General features: G+C 39.2%; 17 protein-coding genes. 3 read left to right on the top strand and 14 right to left on the bottom strand.

The window, feature by feature from the left end; translation table 11 throughout:
• Positions 1 to 109: 109 nt before the first annotated feature.
• From THC_RS06850 to THC_RS06790, 14 genes are all read right to left on the bottom strand, one after another.
• The gene (locus THC_RS06850; protein ID WP_068515226.1) at positions 110 to 3,352 is read right to left on the bottom strand and encodes a molybdopterin-dependent oxidoreductase; all 3,243 of its coding nucleotides are present in this window, start codon (positions 3,350 to 3,352) and stop codon (positions 110 to 112) included.
• Between the two features lie 34 nt (positions 3,353 to 3,386).
• Positions 3,387 to 4,160 carry a 4Fe-4S dicluster domain-containing protein gene (locus THC_RS06845; protein WP_068515224.1) on the bottom strand — a complete coding sequence of 258 codons (774 nt, stop codon included), beginning with the start codon at positions 4,158 to 4,160 and terminating at the stop codon, positions 3,387 to 3,389.
• A gap of 162 nt (positions 4,161 to 4,322) precedes the next feature.
• Positions 4,323 to 5,690 carry a sigma-54-dependent transcriptional regulator gene (locus tag THC_RS06840; RefSeq protein ID WP_082706363.1) on the bottom strand — a complete coding sequence of 456 codons (1,368 nt, stop codon included), beginning with the start codon at positions 5,688 to 5,690 and terminating at the stop codon, positions 4,323 to 4,325.
• Positions 5,687 to 6,940: a sensor histidine kinase gene (locus THC_RS06835; RefSeq protein WP_148638838.1), complete on the bottom strand. Its 1,254-nt coding sequence runs from the start codon at positions 6,938 to 6,940 to the stop codon at positions 5,687 to 5,689. Before THC_RS06835 ends, THC_RS06840 begins: the two co-directional genes overlap by 4 nt.
• A gap of 17 nt (positions 6,941 to 6,957) precedes the next feature.
• Positions 6,958 to 7,803 carry a substrate-binding domain-containing protein gene (locus THC_RS06830; RefSeq protein ID WP_068515218.1) on the bottom strand — a complete coding sequence of 282 codons (846 nt, stop codon included), beginning with the start codon at positions 7,801 to 7,803 and terminating at the stop codon, positions 6,958 to 6,960.
• Positions 7,790 to 8,131: a DsrE family protein gene (locus tag THC_RS06825; RefSeq protein ID WP_068515216.1), complete on the bottom strand. Its 342-nt coding sequence runs from the start codon at positions 8,129 to 8,131 to the stop codon at positions 7,790 to 7,792. Before THC_RS06825 ends, THC_RS06830 begins: the two co-directional genes overlap by 14 nt.
• Positions 8,118 to 9,137 (bottom strand): NAD(P)H-dependent glycerol-3-phosphate dehydrogenase, encoded by a 1,020-nt coding sequence (locus tag THC_RS06820; RefSeq protein ID WP_068515213.1) that lies wholly within the window; start codon positions 9,135 to 9,137, stop codon positions 8,118 to 8,120. The genes THC_RS06825 and THC_RS06820 overlap by 14 nt, the downstream gene beginning before the upstream one ends.
• A gap of 27 nt (positions 9,138 to 9,164) precedes the next feature.
• Positions 9,165 to 9,401, bottom strand: a complete 237-nt coding sequence (locus THC_RS09215; RefSeq protein ID WP_231938339.1) for a hypothetical protein — start codon at positions 9,399 to 9,401, stop codon at positions 9,165 to 9,167.
• 172 nt (positions 9,402 to 9,573) lie between these two features.
• The gene (locus THC_RS06815; RefSeq protein ID WP_068515211.1) at positions 9,574 to 10,293 is read right to left on the bottom strand and encodes an MBL fold metallo-hydrolase; all 720 of its coding nucleotides are present in this window, start codon (positions 10,291 to 10,293) and stop codon (positions 9,574 to 9,576) included.
• A gap of 20 nt (positions 10,294 to 10,313) precedes the next feature.
• On the bottom strand, positions 10,314 to 11,420 hold the full coding sequence (locus THC_RS06810) for an outer membrane beta-barrel protein (RefSeq protein ID WP_197650952.1): 1,107 nt from the start codon (positions 11,418 to 11,420) through the stop codon (positions 10,314 to 10,316).
• Positions 11,421 to 11,489: 69 nt separating this feature from the next.
• Complete coding sequence (locus THC_RS06805) at positions 11,490 to 12,779, bottom strand: ammonium transporter (protein WP_068515209.1); 1,290 nt, start codon at positions 12,777 to 12,779, stop codon at positions 11,490 to 11,492.
• Between the two features lie 52 nt (positions 12,780 to 12,831).
• Entirely contained in the window at positions 12,832 to 13,170 is a 339-nt protein-coding gene (locus THC_RS06800) for a P-II family nitrogen regulator (protein ID WP_068515207.1), read from the bottom strand.
• Between the two features lie 213 nt (positions 13,171 to 13,383).
• Positions 13,384 to 14,868 (bottom strand): sigma-54 interaction domain-containing protein, encoded by a 1,485-nt coding sequence (locus THC_RS06795; RefSeq protein WP_068515205.1) that lies wholly within the window; start codon positions 14,866 to 14,868, stop codon positions 13,384 to 13,386.
• 47 nt (positions 14,869 to 14,915) lie between these two features.
• Positions 14,916 to 16,250 carry a glutamine synthetase family protein gene (locus THC_RS06790; RefSeq protein ID WP_068515202.1) on the bottom strand — a complete coding sequence of 445 codons (1,335 nt, stop codon included), beginning with the start codon at positions 16,248 to 16,250 and terminating at the stop codon, positions 14,916 to 14,918.
• 182 nt (positions 16,251 to 16,432) lie between these two features.
• Here THC_RS06790 and nifA point away from each other — a divergent pair, with 182 nt between their 5' ends.
• From nifA to THC_RS06775, 3 genes are all read left to right on the top strand, one after another.
• Positions 16,433 to 17,974, top strand: a complete 1,542-nt coding sequence (nifA, locus tag THC_RS06785) for a nif-specific transcriptional activator NifA (RefSeq protein WP_068515200.1) — start codon at positions 16,433 to 16,435, stop codon at positions 17,972 to 17,974.
• Between the two features lie 97 nt (positions 17,975 to 18,071).
• Positions 18,072 to 19,166: a hydrogenase small subunit gene (locus THC_RS06780; protein ID WP_068515198.1), complete on the top strand. Its 1,095-nt coding sequence runs from the start codon at positions 18,072 to 18,074 to the stop codon at positions 19,164 to 19,166.
• Between the two features lie 3 nt (positions 19,167 to 19,169).
• On the top strand, positions 19,170 to 20,879 hold the full coding sequence (locus THC_RS06775; protein WP_068515197.1) for a nickel-dependent hydrogenase large subunit: 1,710 nt from the start codon (positions 19,170 to 19,172) through the stop codon (positions 20,877 to 20,879).
• Position 20,880: the final 1 nt, after the last annotated feature.

Here is a 20,880-nt window from a genome sequence, read left to right as displayed (position 1 = left end):
AATGCGGTTAATTTGAGGTTAATTTTTAGTTAATTTTTTAATGAAAATGTTAAGGAAATGTTAAATAAAAAGGGGGGAGAAGGATTTCTCCCCCCGTGAATAAAAAAATTTAAACTTTGATTAATTTTACCTTAGTGTCATAGAAGGATACTGAGCCTCCTACGGGATCGAGCATACAGGTATTTTTCATATAAGGATCAACCCACATAGCTGCATTTGCATGGATTCCTGTTGCTCTTTTTGGGTCACCTTTGATAAGCTTTCCGTCAATTATAAAGTCTCCTGCTCCTGTTGCCCAGTGCCCATGTCCCAGAGTAAAAGTTATGACACCTGGTTTTATAGTTTCCGTGACTATGACCTTTCCGATCATGGGCTTCTTCTTGCCATTTTTAAGATCCCAAACCCCTTCTGGATTAGTTGCAGAGACTACCTTTACGAGATCACCTGCTTTTAAGCCAAGAACTTTAGCATCTATAGGATTAATAACAATACCATTTTCTGGATAAACAGCAAGCAACCAGTAATCTACAATGGTTCTGCTCTTAGTTTGAGTAATATCTCTTTGAGTGATCAGATGTAAATCATATCCTGCAGTTAATCCATGTCCATCAGGGGTCTTACCATCAAGGGCCATAATGGGTATATAAATTGCATATCCTGGGTTGGATTTTCCGGTAACAGAATTCTTTGTTCCTGCAGTCTTTTCCTGATAAATATTTATGAGCTTTCCATACTTATTAGACACCTGTTCACCCTTATAGACATCTTTATAATCCTGAAATCTCCCACCTCTATTCAGGATACAAACAACCTTTTTGAAATAGGGGCCTGCTATCTTTTTCCATCTCTCTACATCAAAAACACTCTTTGGAAGATGAGACCTTGCTTTGATGAAAAGATCTACTTCCTCATCTGAGGCGTCAGGAACAGCTGGTTCTTCCATAGCAATGTTGGCTACCATACGGATATACATGTCATCCAGATGTTTGAAGGGAAGGCCTTCACCAAATCCATTTTCACCATAGCCGGGAAGATCGAGTTTTTCAGCAAGGGCAAGAAGTAAGGTCTCCCAGCAAACAGGCATTTCCATTCCAAAGACCTTAACTGTTTCTGGAATGGGTGCAACAACGGGCTGTCTTACTGGTTGAACCTTAGCAGGCATGTTGGGATGAGATCCATGAAATTCCCATCTTTCAAGATAACTTAGATCAGGAAAGATATAGTCCGCATACATTGAGGTTGTTCCTATAACTATGTCAGAAGCTATGTAAAGGGGAACCTTGTTTACATCAGCCAGGATTTCAATATTGGTATGCCCGGCTGGAAGGGCATAGGTTGGAGCAGCCATATAGGTAAAGAGAATTCCGCAAGGATAGGGATAGGCATCTCCAATGGAGGGGATGATTTCTTCATAAATATCAGAAGAAAGGGGATACCAGTTTCTCTTAGCAGGATACCCTTTAAAGAGAGTGGTCTCTTCGTATTTTACATCATGTCTGATAATACTAATTCCAAAAGGTTTTAAGGCCTTAGGTTTCATTTTAGCAAAATTGAAGGGCTGACCTTTTTTACTTCCATCAATGGCATAAGTTGAGGCTGCAATCATTCCTCCTTTCCAGTCAAAGTTCCCAAGAAGAAGATTTATATTCATAGCTGCGGTAACATTATAGAAGCCGTTTGTATGCTGAGCAACTCCCCTGTGAACATCAACGCAAGCCTTCTTTCCATAATTTGTTAGCTCCTTGGCTACAGCCTCAATAAGCTTGGGATCTACATCACAAATCTTTGCCCATTCTTCCAGAGTTTTGGCAGAGGCACTCTCCTTGAGAATTTGTAAGGCGCTTTTTACCTTTATTCCATTGATTTCAGTATCCACAAAAAGATCTCCATAAACGGGATTTTTGTCATCATTGGGATCAAAGGCAACTGGCTTTCCATCCTTCATGACAACTAAGAATTCCAAAGTGTGCTCCTTACCATCTTTGTCAACGACCTTTTTGGGTTCAGCAAGACCTATCTCATGAGCTCTTAAAAACTTGGTTGCTTTCCCATCCTTGTCAATCTTTACAAGCCATGTAGAATTACACCAGGTGGGCTCTCCTGTCTCTTTTGCAGCAGCTTTATTTGCACAGCGCAAATATCTGGCATCATATTTTTGATTATTAATAATCCACTGAATTATAGCTAAGCAAAGGGCAGCATCTGTTCCTGGTTTAACAGGGAGATAATACTTTGCCTTGGAAGCAAGTTTATTAAATCTTGGATCAGCAACAGCAATAGTTAATTCTCCCTTAGCAAGCCTCTCAGTAATTCTAACTGTTCTGTTAGGTGGCCCATAATTTGCATCAAAGAGATTGGCTCCAATAAAAAGGATAAATTTTGAGTTTTCCTGATCGGCTTGCCAGTAAAATTTCTTACCACCACTAAATTTATTGTATTCATATTGTTCACTCAAAGCCTTACAGGTAAAATACAAGCTACCCTGACAAACAGTGGTATGCCCGTGGGTATTCACTGTGCCTAAATAATCTTTGAAAAATCTTGCATCAAATTCCCCTCTACCTGCCTTTTTCCTTCCCCACATATAAATAATTTGATTGTTCTTGGGGCCAAGATCAGGATGGTCTGGATCAATAAGCACATGGAGATAATCTTTGAATTTAGCCTTAAATTCCTCAACAGCCTGTTTTTTGTCTTTAGCCTTCCAGATTTTGGATACCTCTTCAGCCATTTCTTTTGCAATCTTTGGATCTCTTAAGACATAATAATCCTTCAATCCTTTAACATAGCGATTTTCTTCACCAGGAACATGTTTAAAGAGATATCCTCCATTCACTATTTCTTCTATAGCCTGATCAAAGGAAATGGTAATCCATTTATTTTCTCCTCTTTTTCCAGCCCGTTTTAACACCTTGGTAATTCTATAGGGATCATAAAGGGTTTGAATCCCAGCCTGTCCTTTAGGACAGATGGCGGTATCAATTTTAGCTACCTCCTTGGGATTGGCAGGCAAGGAAACCCAGGGAAGAGTAGTCCAGGGATTATAGGGATTTCCATCAATCTTAACTGCTATAGCCTGATTTCCTTTTCTAAAAAGTTTAACCTTAATACCACATCCGGTATTACACTGGAGACATACACTATAAAGAATATTTTCCGCCTTTGAGAGCTGATATTGTTCCTCAGGGGTAAGTTCTCCTGCCTGGGCTCTTCTAATTAAATCCTGAGCCCATTCAAGTTGACCTGCAAGTAAGGTTCCACCAAGAAGGGCAGAACACTTAAGAAAATCCCTTCTTGAAAGATCAAAAATTTCTCCTTCCCTTTTTAAGGTCTCTTTTTTTTCTTTCTCCATACTTCCCTCCTCCTATTTTAAAATTTTTTTAATTCTATGCCGGAATATAAAAAACCCTTGGTTTGGTTGGAGATTTGCCAAATTCAGCCTTTCCATAAATAGGTGTAGCATCAGGAACTTTAATCATAGTCATTAATTTATTTTTATTTTCTTCATAGATTTTATAGACAAGGCTTTCTTTATCCTTGAGATCACCGAAATAATTAGCTCTGCCAATGCAAGTGGTAACACACATAGGAAGCATACCCTGAACCAAACGATGATAACAGAAGTGGCATTTTCTTGCCTTTCCAATGGGATCTTCATCTTTAGTTCTTGGCCAGGGCCTTAAATACTCAAAGTTTGGTCTTTTCTCATATTCAGGTATAAAGGGGGCATTTTGAGAGTGAAACTCTCCAAGGTCTAAAGCCCTAACCTTATATGGACAGGCTGGAACACATTTTCCACATCCTATACACTCATTATAATTAATCATAACTATACCTTCTCCGATTCCCTTCTTTTCTTTCCAGGTAGCTTTACCCTTTACTGGGCATACCGGCACACAGGGGGGATTATCACACTGCTGACAGGGCCTTGGAATAAAAACCCTCTTAAGCTTGGGATAAGTTCCATTGGTCTGATCAAAAACAGGACGATACATAATCCCTGGAGGCAAAACATTCTCTGCCATACACCCAACAGTGCAGGCATGACATCCCACACACTTTCTTAAATCAATAATCATTACCCAATGAAAGCCCTCTTTCTTTTGTTTTAAGACCCGTTCTAAATCTCTCCTCATAGTAATTAAAATGTCTTCAGTCATATAGCTACCTCCTCATACTGAGATTATTTCTAAAAATTTTCAATTATTAATAGATCAAAATTTATGCCAGATTAAAATCTTTAAAAATCCTTAATTTTTAAAAGCAAAAAAACGATTAATTGAATATGAAATAGACAGAGCTGTTTATTTTTTATACAATTTTTAAAAGTATTCTTCCAGTTTCTTTCTCAAGGTAAGTCTATTAATTCCTAAGAGGGCTGAAGCCTTTACCTGATTACCCCCGGTTAATTGAAGGGCCTTTTGAATAAGATTCCTCTCTACTCGTTTTAAAATTTCGTGATAGATATCAGCTGAGAAGCGGTTAAAACCTTCCTCAACAAGGATTTTCACTATATTTTCCAATTCGTCGCCATTTTCAAGATAGTGAAATCTAATTTCCTCAGGAGTTATATAGGCACCTTTGGCAAGAATAACAGCCCTTTTAATAATATTTTCAAGCTCTCTAACATTTCCCGGGAAGCTATAGTTTTCAAGCAAAGTAAGGGCCTCCTTGGTTATACCCTTAATAGCTGTTCCAACTTCTTGATTTGTTCTCTGTATGAAATATTCTACAAGGATGGGGATATCCTCTTTTCTCTCTCGCAAGGGAGGGATTTCTATATTTACTACATTTAAACGATGATATAAATCAGCCCTAAAAAGCCCATTTTTAATGAGTTCTTTAAGATTTTTATTGGTTGCGGCAATAATCCGCACATCTACCTGAATAGGTTTATTTCCTCCCAATCTTTCAAAGGTCTGATCCTGAAGGACTCTCAGAAGTTTTGCCTGAGTAGAAAGACTCATATCTCCGATTTCATCAAGAAAAAGAGTCCCTCCGTGAGCCACTTCAAATTTACCAAGTTTTCTCTTTTCCGCAGAAGTAAAGGCCCCTGGTTCATATCCAAAAAGTTCACTCTCAATAAGGGTATCTGGTAAAGAGGCACAATTAACCGCTAAAAAGGGTTTTTCCTTTCTTTTACCAAAACAGTGTATGGCTCTTGCCACCAGCTCTTTACCAACACCGGATTCTCCCATAATCAGCACAGGAATATCAGTATTTGCTATCTGGCCTACAAGTTTGGAAACCTCAAGGATAGCCTTACTCTTACCTACAATCTTGGCTGGACAATTTAAATTAGCCTGTAGGGTAAGGGATTCTGAATCTTTACTACTTGAGGAAAGGGCTTTGCGAATGAGTTCTTTAAGCTGGTTAATGTCAAAGGGTTTAGCTAAATAATCAAAGGCTCCCTCTTTCATAGCATAAATAGCACTTTCCGTATCCGCAAAAGCAGTAATAACAATAACTGGTATCTCAGATTGGGCTTTTTTAATATTCTTTAAAAATTCAATCCCATTTCCATCAGGAAGCTTTAGATCTAAGAGAACAAGATGGGGCGAGATTTCCTCAAATTTAGAATAAGCCTCTTGCAAGGTCTCAACACTATGGATTTCATATTCTTTACTTAAAACCTTTTCAAAGGCATAATGAACAGAGGGTTCGTCATCTACAATAAGTAATCTTTTCATAACGATTTACCAGAAAGAGGAAGTATTATTTCTACATTAGTTCCTTTGCCTTCTTCAGAGAAGACCTCAATTTTTCCACGATGTTCTTTAACAATTCTGCTAACTATAGAAAGACCAAGGCCTGTTCCTTCTTTTTTAGTTGTAAAGAAGGGATCAAAGATATGGGGAAGGAATCGCTTGGGTATTCCCAACCCTGTATCCACAATGTTAATTTTAGCTTGTTTTCCTATTTTTTGTAGTTTAATTTCTATTTTTCCTCCCTTACCATTGATAGCCTGAAAAGAATTTAATAAAAGATTTATAATGACTTGTTTCAAACCATCCTCATCTCCATAAATTTCAAGGGGGGGTAGAGGTGAATGTATTTCAAGATCAATACCGGCCTTTTCAATTTCTCCCCGACAGAGTTCAACCACATTGCCTATCAGTTCCGAAAGGTTTACTAATTTTAGTTCCCTTTTATTAACCCTGGCAAAACTGAGGAAATCTTTAACAATCTTATCAATTCTGTTGAGTTCTTTTTCAATGATTTCAAGATCCCTTTTTTCTAAAGGAGATTGACTTTCAATGCTCTCTTGCAGAAGCATCTTAACCGAGGTTAAGGGGTTCTTAATTTCATGGGCAAGGCCTGAAGCAAATTGGCCAAGGGCTGATAACTTCTCAGCCCTTAGCATTCTCTCCTGCGCTGGCTGTATGATCTTTCTGGTGATAAAAAGAGCTATTAGAATACCCAATAAAGTAATGAAAAAAACTGTGAAGAAGGCCTTACTATGGACTTCTTGCAGTGTTTCCTTCCAGGTTTTATAACTTATTCCCAGTCTGAGATAGCCAATGATCCCGTAATTTTTAGCTATAATCGGGCTCAAGATTTCATAATGATCAGCAAATTCCTTAAAACTTACTGTGTTTATGTTCTTGAGGATATCAGGTTGCAAATTTTGTGGTGGTTTTTCTTTAAAAAGAGCAACCATAGGGTCTCCTTGAAGAGAAAAGACCTCAGCAAATAAAATGTAGTCAGGTTCTGCATTAAAAGAGGTTTCAAGAGTTTTATAAAGGGTGAATTTTTCTTCATAAAGTAGAGGTTCAATAAGCTGTTCAGAAAGCAATTTACTTAAATAAAGCCCCTTTTTATGAAGTTCTTTTTCAAGAAAGGTTTTTTGTCCCTGAAAAATAACGATACCGACCGTAAAAGAAGTAAATAAGATTATGGTGATTATAGCTAAGGAAAGTTTAAAACTAAGGCTACGCAAAAATAGTTTTAGATTTATCACTTTATAAGTTTCAAAATCTGTATTGCAGAAGTGTAAAGGGTATGATCCGGGGGGTCAAAACGATCAAAACCAATACCTCTTAAAATTTCCTTTCCCTCAGGATCATTATTCATTTTAAGTAGAGTCTGTAAGAGTTTCAATTTTTCATTTTTGGAAAGGTGAGGAGAAACCACAAAAGGAGGCATACCAAATTCCTGAGATTTATAAATAATTTTCAAATCTTTAATCAGAGCATCTCCCTTAAGCTTCAAGTCTTCAAAAACAAGACTATCAATGGAAGCAGCATCAGCCAAACCCCGAGCTACGGCCTCAATAGACTTTTCGTGGCTACCAGTAAAGTAAGTTTTTTTAAAGAAGTTTTCTGGTGAGGCCCCGAGTTTTTTTAAATAAGCTTTTATAAAAAGATGGCCTGTAAGGGATAGTGGATCAGTAAAAACAAAGGTTAAGCCCTTTAAGTCTTCAATATTCTGATAGGGGCTATTTTTGTGCACAACCACATAGGCCTGATAAGTTTTTTTACCATTGATGACTGGAATAGCAAGGATTTCAAGGTTATAAAGCTCTCTGCCTTTAAGATAGCCACCCGTACATAAATAAGCAAAATGGGCTCTATTCTGAGCAAGATTTTCGTTTATTTTTTGATAATTATTTCTTTGTTTAATAACAATCTTCTTACTTAGTCTATGTTCAAGATATTTTGCCAAAGGCTGAAACTTGGAAAGGGTTGAAACAGGTGAGGTCATAGGTGAAATGAGAAAGATAAGCTGCTCTTCAGCTCTAAGGATGGAGACAAAAAAGGATATTATCAAAAGGGCAAGAACAAGACTCCTAAGCCCTAACATATCTAAAACCTTCATCCTGCCATTCCACAAGGGCTACAATTCCTGCAGGAACAGTCTTCCCCCCCTCTGGAACTTTTTCTCTGGGTATATTAAAACCTTTTAAGGCATTTTCACAAAAATAGACCTCAACCCCATAAGAAAGGACTTCTTTGAAAAGTTCTACAAAAGGTGTAAAGTCATTTAAAACTGTAATTCCCTCGAAATTTACAAGAATTTTTACCTTGTAGGGTCTCTCTCCCATGGCTAAGGCAAAATTTCTTGAGACCTTTAGAGCCGGCTCAAACCTTGAAGAATCAGGAACATGCATTAAAAGTTTAAGCTCTTTCATTTTCCACCTCCTCAAATTCTTCTTTTAAACTCCTTGCAAGGAGTCTCTCAATAGAGTTTCTTGGTTTTTCTTCTTTATAAATAATATTATAAATCTCTTCACAAATGGGTAAAGAGACTTCAAATTTTTCTGAAAGCTCTTTTACCACAGAAACAGTTTTTACCCCCTCTGCAACTTGTTTAATCTCCTTTAAGACCTCCTCAAGGGATTTTCCTTCACCAAGTTTTAACCCAACCTGATAATTTCTTGAAAGGGCACCTGTACAGGTTAATACCAAATCTCCAAGTCCTGCAAGGCCATAAAAGGTTTCCTTTTTACCTCCGAGTTTTGTCCCAAGTTTTATGATTTCAATAAGTCCTCTGGTGATTAATCCTGCCCTTGCATTAAGACCAAGGCCTAAGCCATCACATATGCCTGAGGCAATGGCAATAACATTTTTAAGGGCCGAGGCAATTTCCACTCCAAGGGGATCATAACTCCGATAAACTCTAAAGTATTTCCAGGCAAGTAATTCCTGAATTTTTTGGGTTTCTTTTCTTTCAGGGCCAGCAACAACAACTGCTGTGGGAAGCCCCTTGGCTACCTCAAGAGCAAAAGATGGCCCCCCGAGAACAAAATAAAGTTTATCCTCACCAAGATGTTCTCTTAAAAGCTGAAGAGGGCTTTTAGTGGTTTCAATGTCAATCCCCTTGATACCTGAGAGATGAAACCTTATTTTGGATACATAAGGTTCAAGGTTATAAAGATTTTCTCTAAGAGTGTGAGAAGGAATGGTCCAGATAACAAGGTTTGACTTACTAAGGGCCTCTTCAGGGTCAAGAGTGGCCTTGAGGGCTCCTGGAAGAGGAATTCCAGGGAGATAAAAGGGGTTCTCTTTGAGAGAATTTATAGAATCTACAATTTCCTTTCTTCTGGCAAGAAGGATAACATCAAGCCCCTTTTCAGCTAAGACCTTTCCAAGGGCTGTCCCCCAAGAGCCTGCTCCAATAATGGCAATCTTTGGCATAATTAAATTTTAAAGTTTAAATGCTTTTTAGCAAGATTCTGTATGCGCCCATATCTTTTGAGACTCTATAGGATTTTTTCTTAGGGCGTAACACAAATTAAATCTCTCCACATACCCGTTCCCCTTCGGAAACCTCGGATAATTAAAATAATGCCTTATCCCCTCTTCCTTTAAATACCTATCAAACTCCCCTAAAAACTCACTCCCATTATCTGTTTTTACCCCCCTTATCTTAAATGGACATACCTCCTGAAACTTCTTCAAAAAATCCAAGGCTAACCGACTATTCTTTGTCTTATACGCATAAGCAAATGTTTGTGTCCATATTTTTTTGAGACTTAATGAGAAGTTTTCTTTTTACCACCCTTTTTCCTGTAAAAATGTGAATTTATGCAGGGGCATAATTGTTAAAATGAACAAATTTGCAAAGCTAACCTCAGAACATGATGGTCTCCCAAAGTTTTCCTGCTTCAGGGAATCTAAAAAGGGTATTTTCTATAGCAGATTTTATATCTTCCTCTGCTGCGGTAGAAATCTTTCCATGCCCTGGAAGAAGTATATCAATTTTAAGGGTCTTAAGTCTTCTTAAAGAATTAAAATATTCTGCAAGGCTTCCAGAATTATAAATATTAGCAGGAGTGCCCCTGGCAAAGAGGGTGTCTCCTGAAAATAAAACCTTTTTTCTTGGTTCATAAAGGCAGATGGATCCAGAGGTATGCCCAGGGGTATGAAGGATTTTTAAAAACCAACTTCCCAAATCTAAAACATCCATGTGGTTAAGCCATAAATTAACCTTATAACCTATAACAGGTTGATCATTAACCCGACACATGGTAACCTCATCATCACCATAGATTATTTTTACAGCAGCCATTCTGTGTGATAAAATTAATGTTCTACCATTGTTTTGAAAATAAATATTCCCCCCGATGTGATCAAAGTGTTCATGAGTATTAATGACAATATCTACCTCATGGGGAGGTAGCCCTATGCTCTCAAGAGCTTCTTTAAGGAGGGGGTAATCTTTATTAGTTCCTGTATCAATAAGCACAGTTTTTTCAGCAAGGATAAGGTAGCAATGGCTTGAATTCTTCCCAGGTTTAATCTGATAAAGATCATCTAAAAGTTTAATAAATCCAGGGCCTGAAAGTTGCATGGGCTACCTCCCTGCAAATTTTAAAATTTTAATCCTACTTCAAATCCAACTCTGGTTTGAGAATCCCTGGTTGGATTTCCACCCTTTATATCTGCAAAATCCTCTTTAGCCTTAACATAACTTATTTCAGCCCTTATAAAAAAGGGATCCTTGTAATATCCAGGAGTAAAGGTCAAAGTATAACCCCTGTTATTCTCACCAAGTCCCACAAGATCAATACCACCTTTATCCTTTTTATCTTTTACATATTCAGCTCTTAAAGCCAATTTGAAGGGTGCATAATCGTAGGAAAAGTGTAAAGCACCCCCATAAGCCTTAGCAGAGTAAGGAACCTGTGCCTTCTGAGAATCTGGGGCATACACATAGAGAAGATCTCCTGCCAAAGTAAAGTTTCCTAAGGTATAACTCATAATAAGATTATATTGTTGCTTATTGGCAGGGTTAGCTGCCTCATTTGGCCTTGCATCCTTTTCAGGTATAAGAAAATTGAAAGAAAGGGAGAAATCCTTTACAGGGGTAATTCCAAGAGAACCTTCAAGGGCATAGGCTAATTTTCTTTTCCATCCACTCGGGGTATTGGAATCAACTCCCAAGGAATAATAGGCATCATTAATTCCAATTTTGGCGGAAAGAAGCTTCCAGTTATAAGAGAGCCTTATTCCATGGGTAAAGAGGGGTTGCATGTTCCAGACAAGTCCTCTCTGAAGATAATTATTCTGAAAGGTAAAGGGAGACTCATAGCCAATGATGGTTCCCATTCTTCCAGCTGAAATACTTAGACCCTCGGAAGGACTAACCTCTAAAAAGGCTAAAGGCAAAGGACTAAAAAGATCTACATTATCTGAGGTTTTATAGGTATCAAGCCCAATAACTGGAGTAGCAAAGGCTCCTCCCATAAGAGTAAAACCTAAAGGAGTTGCCTTTTTGCTTACGCTTATAAGGGTAGAGGCTATATCTATCCTTGTCTCCTTGGCATTCTCCTCAATTCGTTTTCCACTAAGTAAATAGCCACTTAAGGCACCATTAACCTCAAGCTTTCCCATTTTTTCTGTTTTAAGCTCAAAAGCCTCCGCCATACTGGTTAAAGCAAGGAAAGAGATTCCTAAAAGGAACACTTTAGTTTTCATAGTCACACCTCCCATAGTAAGTTGTTTTTTTGCCTGAAGTTTTTTGCCTGCAGAAGGGGCAGGTTGGTTTTATTCAAATTCATAGGCCCTTTCTCCATGCTGAGAAAGATCAAGTCCTGAAAGTTCCTCTTCTTCTGAGACTCTAAGACCTGTTATAACCTTTATTACAAGAAGGATTATACCTGTCGCAATAAGATCATAGATCAAAACCACGAACACAGAGAGAGCCTGTATCCATAATTGAGAGGGATTTCCATAAAGAAGACCTTTACCTGCAGAATTAACAGAGGGATCTGCCAGAAGACCAGTAAGTAGAGCTCCAAGAATTCCTGCAATTCCATGAATTCCAAAGACATCCAAGGCATCATCATAACCCAGGGCTGGCTTAATTTTGGCCACTGCAAAGTAAGGTAGGAAACCTGCCAAAATTCCAATAATGATAGCCCCAAGTAGATTTACAAAACCTGCTGCTGGGGTTATAGCTACAAGCCCGGCTACTGCTCCAGAGCAAAAGCCAAGTAAAGTAGCTTTTCTTGTAAAGATCTTTTCTGTTAACATCCAGGTTATGGCTGCAAGAGCGGTTGCGGTATTAGTATTAAGTAAAGCTATGGCTGCAAGAGCATTTGATGCAACTGCTGATCCGGCATTAAATCCAAACCAGCCAAACCAAAGAAGCCCTGTGCCAATAGCTACCAATGTAAGATTATGCGGTTTTAAGATAGGATCCTTTCTTTTTCCAAGGAAGAGCGCTCCTACAAGACCAGCTATACCAGCATTTATGTGCACTACAGTTCCTCCTGCAAAATCAAGGGCAGATAGCTTGGCCAGAAACCCTCCACCCCAGACCCAATGTGCAACAGGCACATAAACAAAGCTAAACCAAAGAATAGTAAAAAGCACCCAGGCAGAAAATTTCATTCTCTCAATGTATGATCCACTAATTAAGGCAACTGTAATTGCTGCAAAAGTAAGTTGAAACCCTACAAAAAGATATTCAGGAATGGTCCCATTTAGACTTTCCATAGTGACCCCATGCAGTAGAAACTTAGACAAAGACCCTATTACCCCTCCTATATCTCCATTAAAGGCAAGAGAATAACCATAAAGCACCCAGAGAAAGGAGACTATAGCATAGGCTATAAAAGACATAACTATAGTATTGAGGACATCCTTTTTTTTGGAGAGCCCTCCATAAAAAAGGGCAAGACCAGGAATGGTCATAAGGACAACCAGAGCCGTTGAGACTAACATCCAGGCAGTATCCCCGCTATTTAGTTTTGGAGTCTGCGCCTCTTCAGCCAGACTCTCCCCAAAAGTAAGAAGAAGTGCCAACAAAGACAGTATCCCCCTTTTAAACATAAGCTCCCTCCTTTTTAAGATTTTTGATTTTAAAGACTTTTAAAAGAAGTTTTTAAACAGCCTTTTCGCCTTTTTCCTTGGTTCTGATTCTTATGACCTCTTCAACAGGAGAAATAAAAATCTTTCCATCTCCGATTTTTCCGGTATAGGCACTTTCAAGGATGGCGGATACCACTTGCTCAACCTGATCATCTCTAACCACCACCTCAATCTTGATCTTGGGTAAGAAATCTACCTTAAGTTCTTGTCCTCTGTAAACTTCAAGTTGCCCCCTCTGTTCACCAAAACCTTTGACCTCGGTAATGGTCATCCCTCCAATTCCTACCTTGACAAGGGCTTCCTTGACATCATCAAGTTTAAAGGGCTTAATAATGGCTGTTATCTTTTTCATCTCTTTTCCCCCCTTTCCAAAGGATTTATTTAAAATTAATCAAAATTCATACCTATTTTATAAAATAAGAAATCCTTAAAAATTAAGGTTTTGCAAGGAAGGGACATTTTCTTTCCCTGTATTATTTGTTAACATGTTAACAATTTTGCAAAAAACTAATATCCAAAGGGGGATTTTAAAGGAATTATAAAAATTTTGATAAAGGGGGGAAATTTAGTAGCGAGTTACAGGGATATTGTATTTTTTGATGCGATAATCCAGCTGTCTTAAGGTTAAACCAAGTAATTTTGCTGCCCTTGATTTTACATAACCTGTCTTTTCAAGGGCCTTAACGATCTCCTCTTTCTCTTTATCCTCTATGAAAGAGGGAAGGGGAGGTTCCTTTTCATGAGAGGTAATACCCTTTAAAATATAACCAGGAAGATCCGTGGGCAGAATCACTCCCTCTGAGAGAATTACAAGACGCTCTATCAGGTTTTCAAGCTCTCGCACATTTCCGGGCCAGGGATATTTCTTGAAAATTTCTATAACCTCTGGAGATAAAAAAACCTCTTTTTCATATCTTCGGTTAAATTTATATAGAAAATACTCAGCAAGGAGAGGGATATCCTCTTGCCTTTCCCGTAAAGGTGGCAGATGTAAGGTTATTACATTTAGTCTATAATAAAGATCCTCTCTGAAATGGCCCTCTTTGATTAACTCCTCAAGAGGACGGTTGGTTGCAGCAATAATCCGGACATCAACTTTTATGGGTTCTTCCCTTCCAAGCTTTTCTATTTCTCTTTCTTGAAGGACCTTAAGAAGCTTTGGCTGTAAGGCCAGTGGAAGATCTCCGATTTCATCAAGAAAGATGGTGCCCCCATCGGCAAGCTCAAATTTTCCCTTTTTGGAGGTAAAGGCCCCGGTAAATGCTCCTTTTTCATACCCGAAGAGTTCAGCCTCAAGTAGGGTTTCTGGAATGGCTGCACAGTTTACTGCTACAAAGGGTTTGTTTTTTCTTGGACTCAAAAAATGAATAGCCTTGGCTATGAAGCTTTTTCCTGTTCCACTCTCACCAGTAATTAATACATTAGCGGTGGTTTGGGCTACCTTTTTCACAAGCTTAATGAGATTCTGAATAGCCAGAGATTTGCCAATAATTCCTTCCTGTCCAAAATTTTCATATAAGGTTTGCGTAAGAAGTTTCTTTTCCTCCTCCCAAAAAGCCCTTTCCTGAGAATGTTTTTTATTAATTAGATAGGTTATGGAAATAAAAGTGCCTAAAGTCTGAAGAAGTTCTAAGGCCTTTTCTTTTGACTCCCCTTCTTTGAATTTTTTAAAGACCCCAAAGACTCCAAGCACTTGATCTGCTGTTTTTAAAGGCACTGCAAGAAAACTCGTTCCCCTTTCCACAACATCCTTTAGCCCCAGCTTATTGAGATAGCCCTTTTCTTCAAGATCCTGAAGAAGGACAGGAAGCTCATTCTTAAAAACCTTTCCCACCATTCCTTCGCCTTTTTTAAAGATAGCTCTTCTGATCTGTTCTTTGGTAAGGCCAAAGGCAGATACTATTTTCAAAGTCTGAGACTCAGGATCAAAAAAGGAGATAAAACTATGCCGGACATCCCAATAGGAATAAAGTATTTTTAAGACTTCATTTAAGGCGGACTCAAAAGAAGGGGCCTTGACTAAGGCTTCACCAATTTTTGAAGTTAACATATTTTTAGCCTGCCCCTCCTGAAAAAAGGGGCAGGTTTAATTACTACTTAGAGAATAGGTAAATATTTTGCAATTTCGTATTCGGTAACTCTAATTCTATAATCATCCCATTCCATTTTCTTGCTGGTTATAAGCTGATTAAAAATGTGATCTCCCAGGGCCTCTCTGAGGACTTCACTTTTTTCCGCATATTCAATAGCCTCAATCAAACTTCCAGGAAGCTCTTCTATACTTAGCGCTTTTCTTTCCTCAGGATCCATATGATAGACATCCCTTTCAACAGGCTCAGGAAGTTGATATTTATTTTCAATGCCCTTTAGACCAGCTGTAAGCATGGTTGCGAAGGCAAGATAGGGATTGCAGGCAGGATCAGGGGATCTCAATTCAATACGGGTTGCCTTCTCTTTTCCAGGTTTATACATGGGAACCCTGATAAGGGCAGAGCGATTTCTTCTTGCCCAGCAAATATAAACTGGAGCCTCATAACCAGGCACAAGTCTTTTGTAAGAATTAATCCATTGATTTAAAACAAGGGTAATCTCTTTAATATGTTTTAAAAGGCCTGCTGTATATTGTTTCGCTGTTTCAGAAAGATGATACTTGTCATTGGGATCAAAGAAGGCGTTTTTGTCACCGATAAATAGACTCTGATGGGTATGCATACCACTTCCATTCTCACCAAAGATGGGTTTGGGCATAAAGGTGGCATGAAGTCCATATTTTCTGGCAATCTCTTTAACGGTTACCTTATAGGTCATAACAATATCTGCCATCTCAAGGGCATCGGCAAATCTCAAGTCTATCTCATGCTGAGAGGGAGCAACCTCATGATGGGAATATTCAACTCTTATCCCCATGGATTCAAGGGCAAGAATAGTGTCCCTTCTTAAATCTTCGGCTGCATCCATAGGGTAATCAAAGTAGCCACCTTCATCTAAGATCTCAGGGCACCTATCAGACTTAAAGTAGAAGAACTCAAGCTCAGGCCCAAGATAAAAATGGGTAAACCCCATTTTTTTCATTTTCTCAAGGGCCCTTTTCAGGGCATACCTGGGATCCCCTTGATAAGGAGTCCCATCGGGATTGAGGATGTCACAAAACATTCTGGCAACAGCCTTTTCCTTTGGCCTCCAGGGAAGAAGAGTAAAAGTAGAAGGATCAGGAACTGCTACCATATCGGACTCATCAATCCTTGCAAAACCCTTAATAGAAGAACCATCAAAACCCATACCCTCTTCAAAAGCCCCTTCAAGCTCATCCACATGAATGGCAAAGCTTTTTAACTGACCAAGAATGTCCACAAACCAAAGCCTGATAAATCGGACATCATACTTTTTACAAAGCTCCATCACATCCTTAGCATCTCTTGGCTTTTCCATCATACCTATACCCCCTTAATAATTTTTTACTTGTTTTATCCAAGCAAAAATCATGCCACTCAGTCTTAACCCCTCTGAAGATACAGGAAGACTAACAAAATAAGGTTACTCCTAAACACTAAATAAACATTTTTGTGAATTTCAAAAATCATTGCACATTTTTGTAAAAGTGTTAATCTTTAGACATGCGAATTTTAGAAAGAAAAAATGCAGAACTTCTTGCCCTTTTTGAGGTAAGTAAGGTTTTAAGTTCTTCCTTTGAAATTAAGAAAAATCTCTATCAAGCCATGAAACTCCTCTCGGACTACCTTGATTTGCGTAGAGGCACCATTACTCTCCTTGACCTGAAAACCGGTGAGCTTAGGATTGAGGTTGCTTATGGATTAACGCCAGAACAGATTGCCAAAGGAAGATACAAGATTGGAGAAGGCATTGTAGGTAAAGTGGTTGAGATTGGAGAGCCAATGGTAGTCCCTGACATAGGGAAGGAACCCCTTTTTCTTAATCGCACAGGGGCCCGCATTGAAAAAGATAACATCTCCTTTTTATGTGTCCCCATAAAATTTAAACAAGAAGTCTTAGGGGTTCTCTCTGTTGATCGCATCTTTGATGAAAGTATCTCCTTTGAAGAAGACCTGAGAGTTCTTGAAATTGTTGCTACTTTAATTGCTCAGGTCTTAAAGCTTTATCAAGCCTTTTATGAAGAAAGATCAAGAAGAGAGGAGCTTGAACACGAGTTAAAAGACCGCTATGCCTTTCAAAATATAATCTATGGAAGCTCTGTGATGAAGGAGATTTTAAAGTCCGCTCTAAAGGTAGCTGGCACAAAAGCTACTATCCTCTTAAGAGGAGAGTCTGGAACCGGGAAAGAATTACTGGCTAAGGCCATTCATTTTTCTTCTCCGCGGGCTAAAAATCCCTTTGTAGCCATTAATTGCGCAGCTATTCCTGAAACCCTTCTTGAGGCTGAACTCTTCGGGTATGAAAAAGGAGCCTTTACCGGGGCCTTTACCTCCAAAAAGGGAAAATTTGAGCTTGCCGATGGGGGCACCATCTTTCTTGATGAAATCGGGGATCTTCCCCTCTCTTTACAGGCCAAAATCTTAAGGGTATTACAGGAACAGAGTTTTGAAAGATTGGGAGGCACCAAAAGTATTAAAGTAGATGTCCGTATTATTGCCGCTACCCACAGAAATCTTGAAGAAATGGTTAAAGAGGGGGAGTTCAGAGAAGATCTTTACTGGCGTCTTAATGTGGTTCCTCTTTTTATCCCCCCACTCAGAGAAAGACCTGAAGACATCCCCTTATTAATTGACCACTTTCTCAAAAAATTCAACCAACTCTATGAAAAAAACCTGAGGGTCCATCCTGAAGCAGTTGAAAGACTCCTAAATTATCCCTTTCCTGGAAATGTAAGGGAACTTGAAAATCTACTGGAAAGGCTCATTCTCCTTTCGGAAAAGGACTGGATAGATGTAGAGGATGTAGATAGGGTTTTAAAACTTAAGGATTCCTCTATGAAGACCCTTCCTATAGAAGGACAAACCAGAATCAACCCATCTAAAAAAGGCGGGCTCTTATGCGAGCTTGAGGAGCTGGAAAGAGAAAGAATAATAGCAGTGCTAAAGGCCTGCAATTTTAATCAAAGTAAGGCTGCTAAAGAACTCGGGATAACCCGCAGACAACTTAACTATAGAATTCAAAAATATCTCAAAAATTTCCTCTAATTGGAGAAAAAATCTCCATTGACTTTCTCACCAGTATTATTAGGATAAACACTTGAAAGCTTTAAATAGTTAAAAATTTTTATTCTGGAGGTGATTTATGGAGGAACTCTCTCGGCTTAGCAGGAGAGACTTTTTAAAGATTTGCACTTTGATTACTGCTACCATGGGGCTTCCACATAACTTTGTTGAGCGTGTTGAGGCAGCGGTTAAGACTCCTAAAAAACCTACAGTTATCTGGCTAAACTTTATGGAGTGCACAGGATGCACAGAGACCCTTTTGCGTTCTTCTCACCCACCTCTGGGAAGATTTCTCCTTGAAATTATCAATCTTGAGTATCATGAAACTATTATGGCAGGAGCTGGAGCTCAGGCAGAAGCGGCTTTAGAAAAGGCTATGAAGGCTTATAAAGGGGAATATATTCTTGTTGTGGAAGGTGCTGTTTCCACCAAAGATGGGGGAATTTATTGCCAAATCGGTGGGAAACCAGCTATCAATATTTTAAAGGAAGTAGCTAAGGATGCCAAATTAGTAATTGCATACGGGACTTGTGCCACCTTTGGAGGAATTCAGGCTGCCTCCCCTAATCCTACTGGAGCAGTCGGAGTTTCAGAGGTCATTGGCACAGGCAAACTCATCAATATCTCCGGTTGTCCCCCTAATCCATATAACCTTTTATCAACTGTTGCCTATCTCTTGACCTTCAATAGGCCCCCTGAGATGGATGAATATTATAGGCCTCGCTTTGCTTATGGAAGGAGAATTCACGATCATTGCGAGAGAAGACCTCACTTTGATGAGGGTAGATTTGCTGAATCCTTTGGGGATGACGGTCATAGAAAGGGCTACTGTCTTTACAAATTAGGATGTAAGGGCCCCGTTACTTATGCCAACTGCATGACTCTCAAGTTCTGTGATATTGGAGCCTGGCCTATTGGAGCAGGACATCCATGCCTTGGATGCACTGAGCCTCATTTCTGGGACAGAATGACACCCTTTTATGAACACCTTCCTAAGGTAACTATTCCTGCTGGAGAGGGTATTGTTGCTGATGCAGAAAAGATTGGCTCCTATGCCATTGCAGGTGCAGGTATTGCTATAGGAGTGCATGCCGGAGCGGGGCTTGTTAAAAGGTGGATAAAGGGTAAAAAACCTTCTGAAACCTTTGTAGAAACTGAAAAGAAGGAGGGCTAAAAGATGGCTCAAAAGATCACCATAGATCCCATTACTCGTATTGAAGGACATTTAAGAATTGATGTAGAAATTGAGGGGGGAAAGGTTAATAATGCCTGGGCCTCAGCTCAGATGTGGAGAGGTATTGAGGTTATTTTAAAAGGGAGAGATCCTAAGGATGCCTGGATGTTTACCCAAAGATTTTGCGGAGTCTGCACAACTGTGCATGCCATTGCCTCAGTAAGGGCTGTTGAAAATGCCTTGAATATGGAAATCCCTCTCAATGCCCAGTTTGTGCGGAACCTCATTCTTTGTGCTCACGGGATTCATGACCACATTGTCCATTTTTATCATCTATCCGCCCTTGATTGGGTTGATGTCCTTTCTGCCCTTAAGGCTGATCCCAGGAAAACAGCAGAACTTGCTCAGGCTATTTCTGACTGGGAGGGAAATAGCGAAACCTATTTTAAAGAGGTTAAAGATAAGCTTTCAGCTTTTGTAGGAAGTGGCCAGCTTGGGCCTTTTTCCTCTGGATACTGGGGACATCCCCAGATGAAGCTTCCTCCTGAGGTAAATCTTTTGGCTGTAGCACACTATCTTTCTGCCCTTGATTATCAATATAAAGCTAATCAAGTGGTGGCTATCTTTGGAGCAAAAACCCCTCATATTCAGACAGTTGTTGTAGGAGGAGTTGCTCTGGCTATTAATCCAGATAATCCAGCTACACTTAACATGGAAAGATTAATGTATGCCAGAGAGCTTCTTCTTCAAGTCAAAGAATTTGTGCAGAAAGTTTATCTTAATGACGCTATAGCCCTTTCTGCCCTTTATCCAGATTGGTTTGACATTGGCAAGGGTATAACTAACTACTTAGCGGTGCCTGATTTACCCCTTGACACTAAGGGAATAAAATTTGATCTACCTGGCGGAACTATCTTTCACGGTGACCTCTCTACTTATAAAGCCATTACAAGCTTTGATGATCCCTATTTCAGAGATAATGTATCAGAAAGCGTGATTCACTCCTGGTATAAGAATATCGGGTCCAAACACCCCTGGGAAGGAGACACTGTTCCTGAATATACTGGTTTCAAAGAGAATGAGAAATACTCCTGGGCAAAGGCTCCTCGTTTTAAAGGAGAACCTATGCAGGTTGGTCCTCTGGCTCAGATTCTTATGGGTGTTGCAAGTAAGCACGAATTGACTATGAAGTGGTTGAATTATGCCCTTGAAAAATGTTCGGCTCTTGCTAAAAAACCCATAACTGTTGATAAGCTTCATTCAACTATGGGAAGACATCTTGCAAGGGCAGTAAGATGTGCCATGCTCGCTGATCTTGCTTTGAAACACTTAGATCTTCTCACTCAAAATATCACTAAGGGAGATCTTGAGATTTATCCTTATAGAACGGGGCTAAGATTTCCTGAAGGGGAAATTAAAGGTTTTGGCTTTCATGAGGCCCCTCGTGGAACCCTTTCACACTGGGTAGTTATTAACAAAGGAAAGATTAAAAATTATCAAGCTGTAGTTCCCTCTACCTGGAATGTAAGTCCAAGGGATGAAAAGGGCAAACGCGGTCCCTATGAAGAATCCCTCATAAATAATCCTATAGTTAAACCTGAGCAACCTCTTGAGGTCTTAAGAACCATTCATTCTTTTGATCCATGCATTGCCTGTGCAGTCCATATCTATGACAAAAGCAAAAAGGAGATTACCCGTGTAAAAGTCCTTTAAA

Source organism: Caldimicrobium thiodismutans (assembly GCF_001548275.1).
Lineage (GTDB): Bacteria > Desulfobacterota > Thermodesulfobacteria > Thermodesulfobacteriales > Thermodesulfobacteriaceae > Caldimicrobium > Caldimicrobium thiodismutans.
Note: the sequence above shows the minus strand (reverse complement) of the source record. Positions and strands in the feature narration are given on the sequence as shown.

Coding starts and splice junctions, on each gene's coding strand:
- THC_RS06850 (WP_068515226.1), bottom strand. CDS start 3,352: ATGGAGAAAGAAAAAAAAGAGACCTTAAAAAGGGAAGGAGAAATTTTT.
- THC_RS06845 (WP_068515224.1), bottom strand. CDS start 4,160: ATGACTGAAGACATTTTAATTACTATGAGGAGAGATTTAGAACGGGTC.
- THC_RS06840 (WP_082706363.1), bottom strand. CDS start 5,690: ATGAAAAGATTACTTATTGTAGATGACGAACCCTCTGTTCATTATGCC.
- THC_RS06830 (WP_068515218.1), bottom strand. CDS start 7,803: ATGTTAGGGCTTAGGAGTCTTGTTCTTGCCCTTTTGATAATATCCTTT.
- THC_RS06825 (WP_068515216.1), bottom strand. CDS start 8,131: ATGAAAGAGCTTAAACTTTTAATGCATGTTCCTGATTCTTCAAGGTTT.
- THC_RS06820 (WP_068515213.1), bottom strand. CDS start 9,137: ATGCCAAAGATTGCCATTATTGGAGCAGGCTCTTGGGGGACAGCCCTT.
- THC_RS06815 (WP_068515211.1), bottom strand. CDS start 10,293: ATGCAACTTTCAGGCCCTGGATTTATTAAACTTTTAGATGATCTTTAT.
- THC_RS06810 (WP_197650952.1), bottom strand. CDS start 11,420: ATGAAAACTAAAGTGTTCCTTTTAGGAATCTCTTTCCTTGCTTTAACC.
- THC_RS06805 (WP_068515209.1), bottom strand. CDS start 12,779: ATGTTTAAAAGGGGGATACTGTCTTTGTTGGCACTTCTTCTTACTTTT.
- THC_RS06800 (WP_068515207.1), bottom strand. CDS start 13,170: ATGAAAAAGATAACAGCCATTATTAAGCCCTTTAAACTTGATGATGTC.
- THC_RS06795 (WP_068515205.1), bottom strand. CDS start 14,868: ATGTTAACTTCAAAAATTGGTGAAGCCTTAGTCAAGGCCCCTTCTTTT.
- THC_RS06790 (WP_068515202.1), bottom strand. CDS start 16,250: ATGATGGAAAAGCCAAGAGATGCTAAGGATGTGATGGAGCTTTGTAAA.
- nifA (WP_068515200.1), top strand. CDS start 16,433: ATGCGAATTTTAGAAAGAAAAAATGCAGAACTTCTTGCCCTTTTTGAG.
- THC_RS06780 (WP_068515198.1), top strand. CDS start 18,072: ATGGAGGAACTCTCTCGGCTTAGCAGGAGAGACTTTTTAAAGATTTGC.
- THC_RS06775 (WP_068515197.1), top strand. CDS start 19,170: ATGGCTCAAAAGATCACCATAGATCCCATTACTCGTATTGAAGGACAT.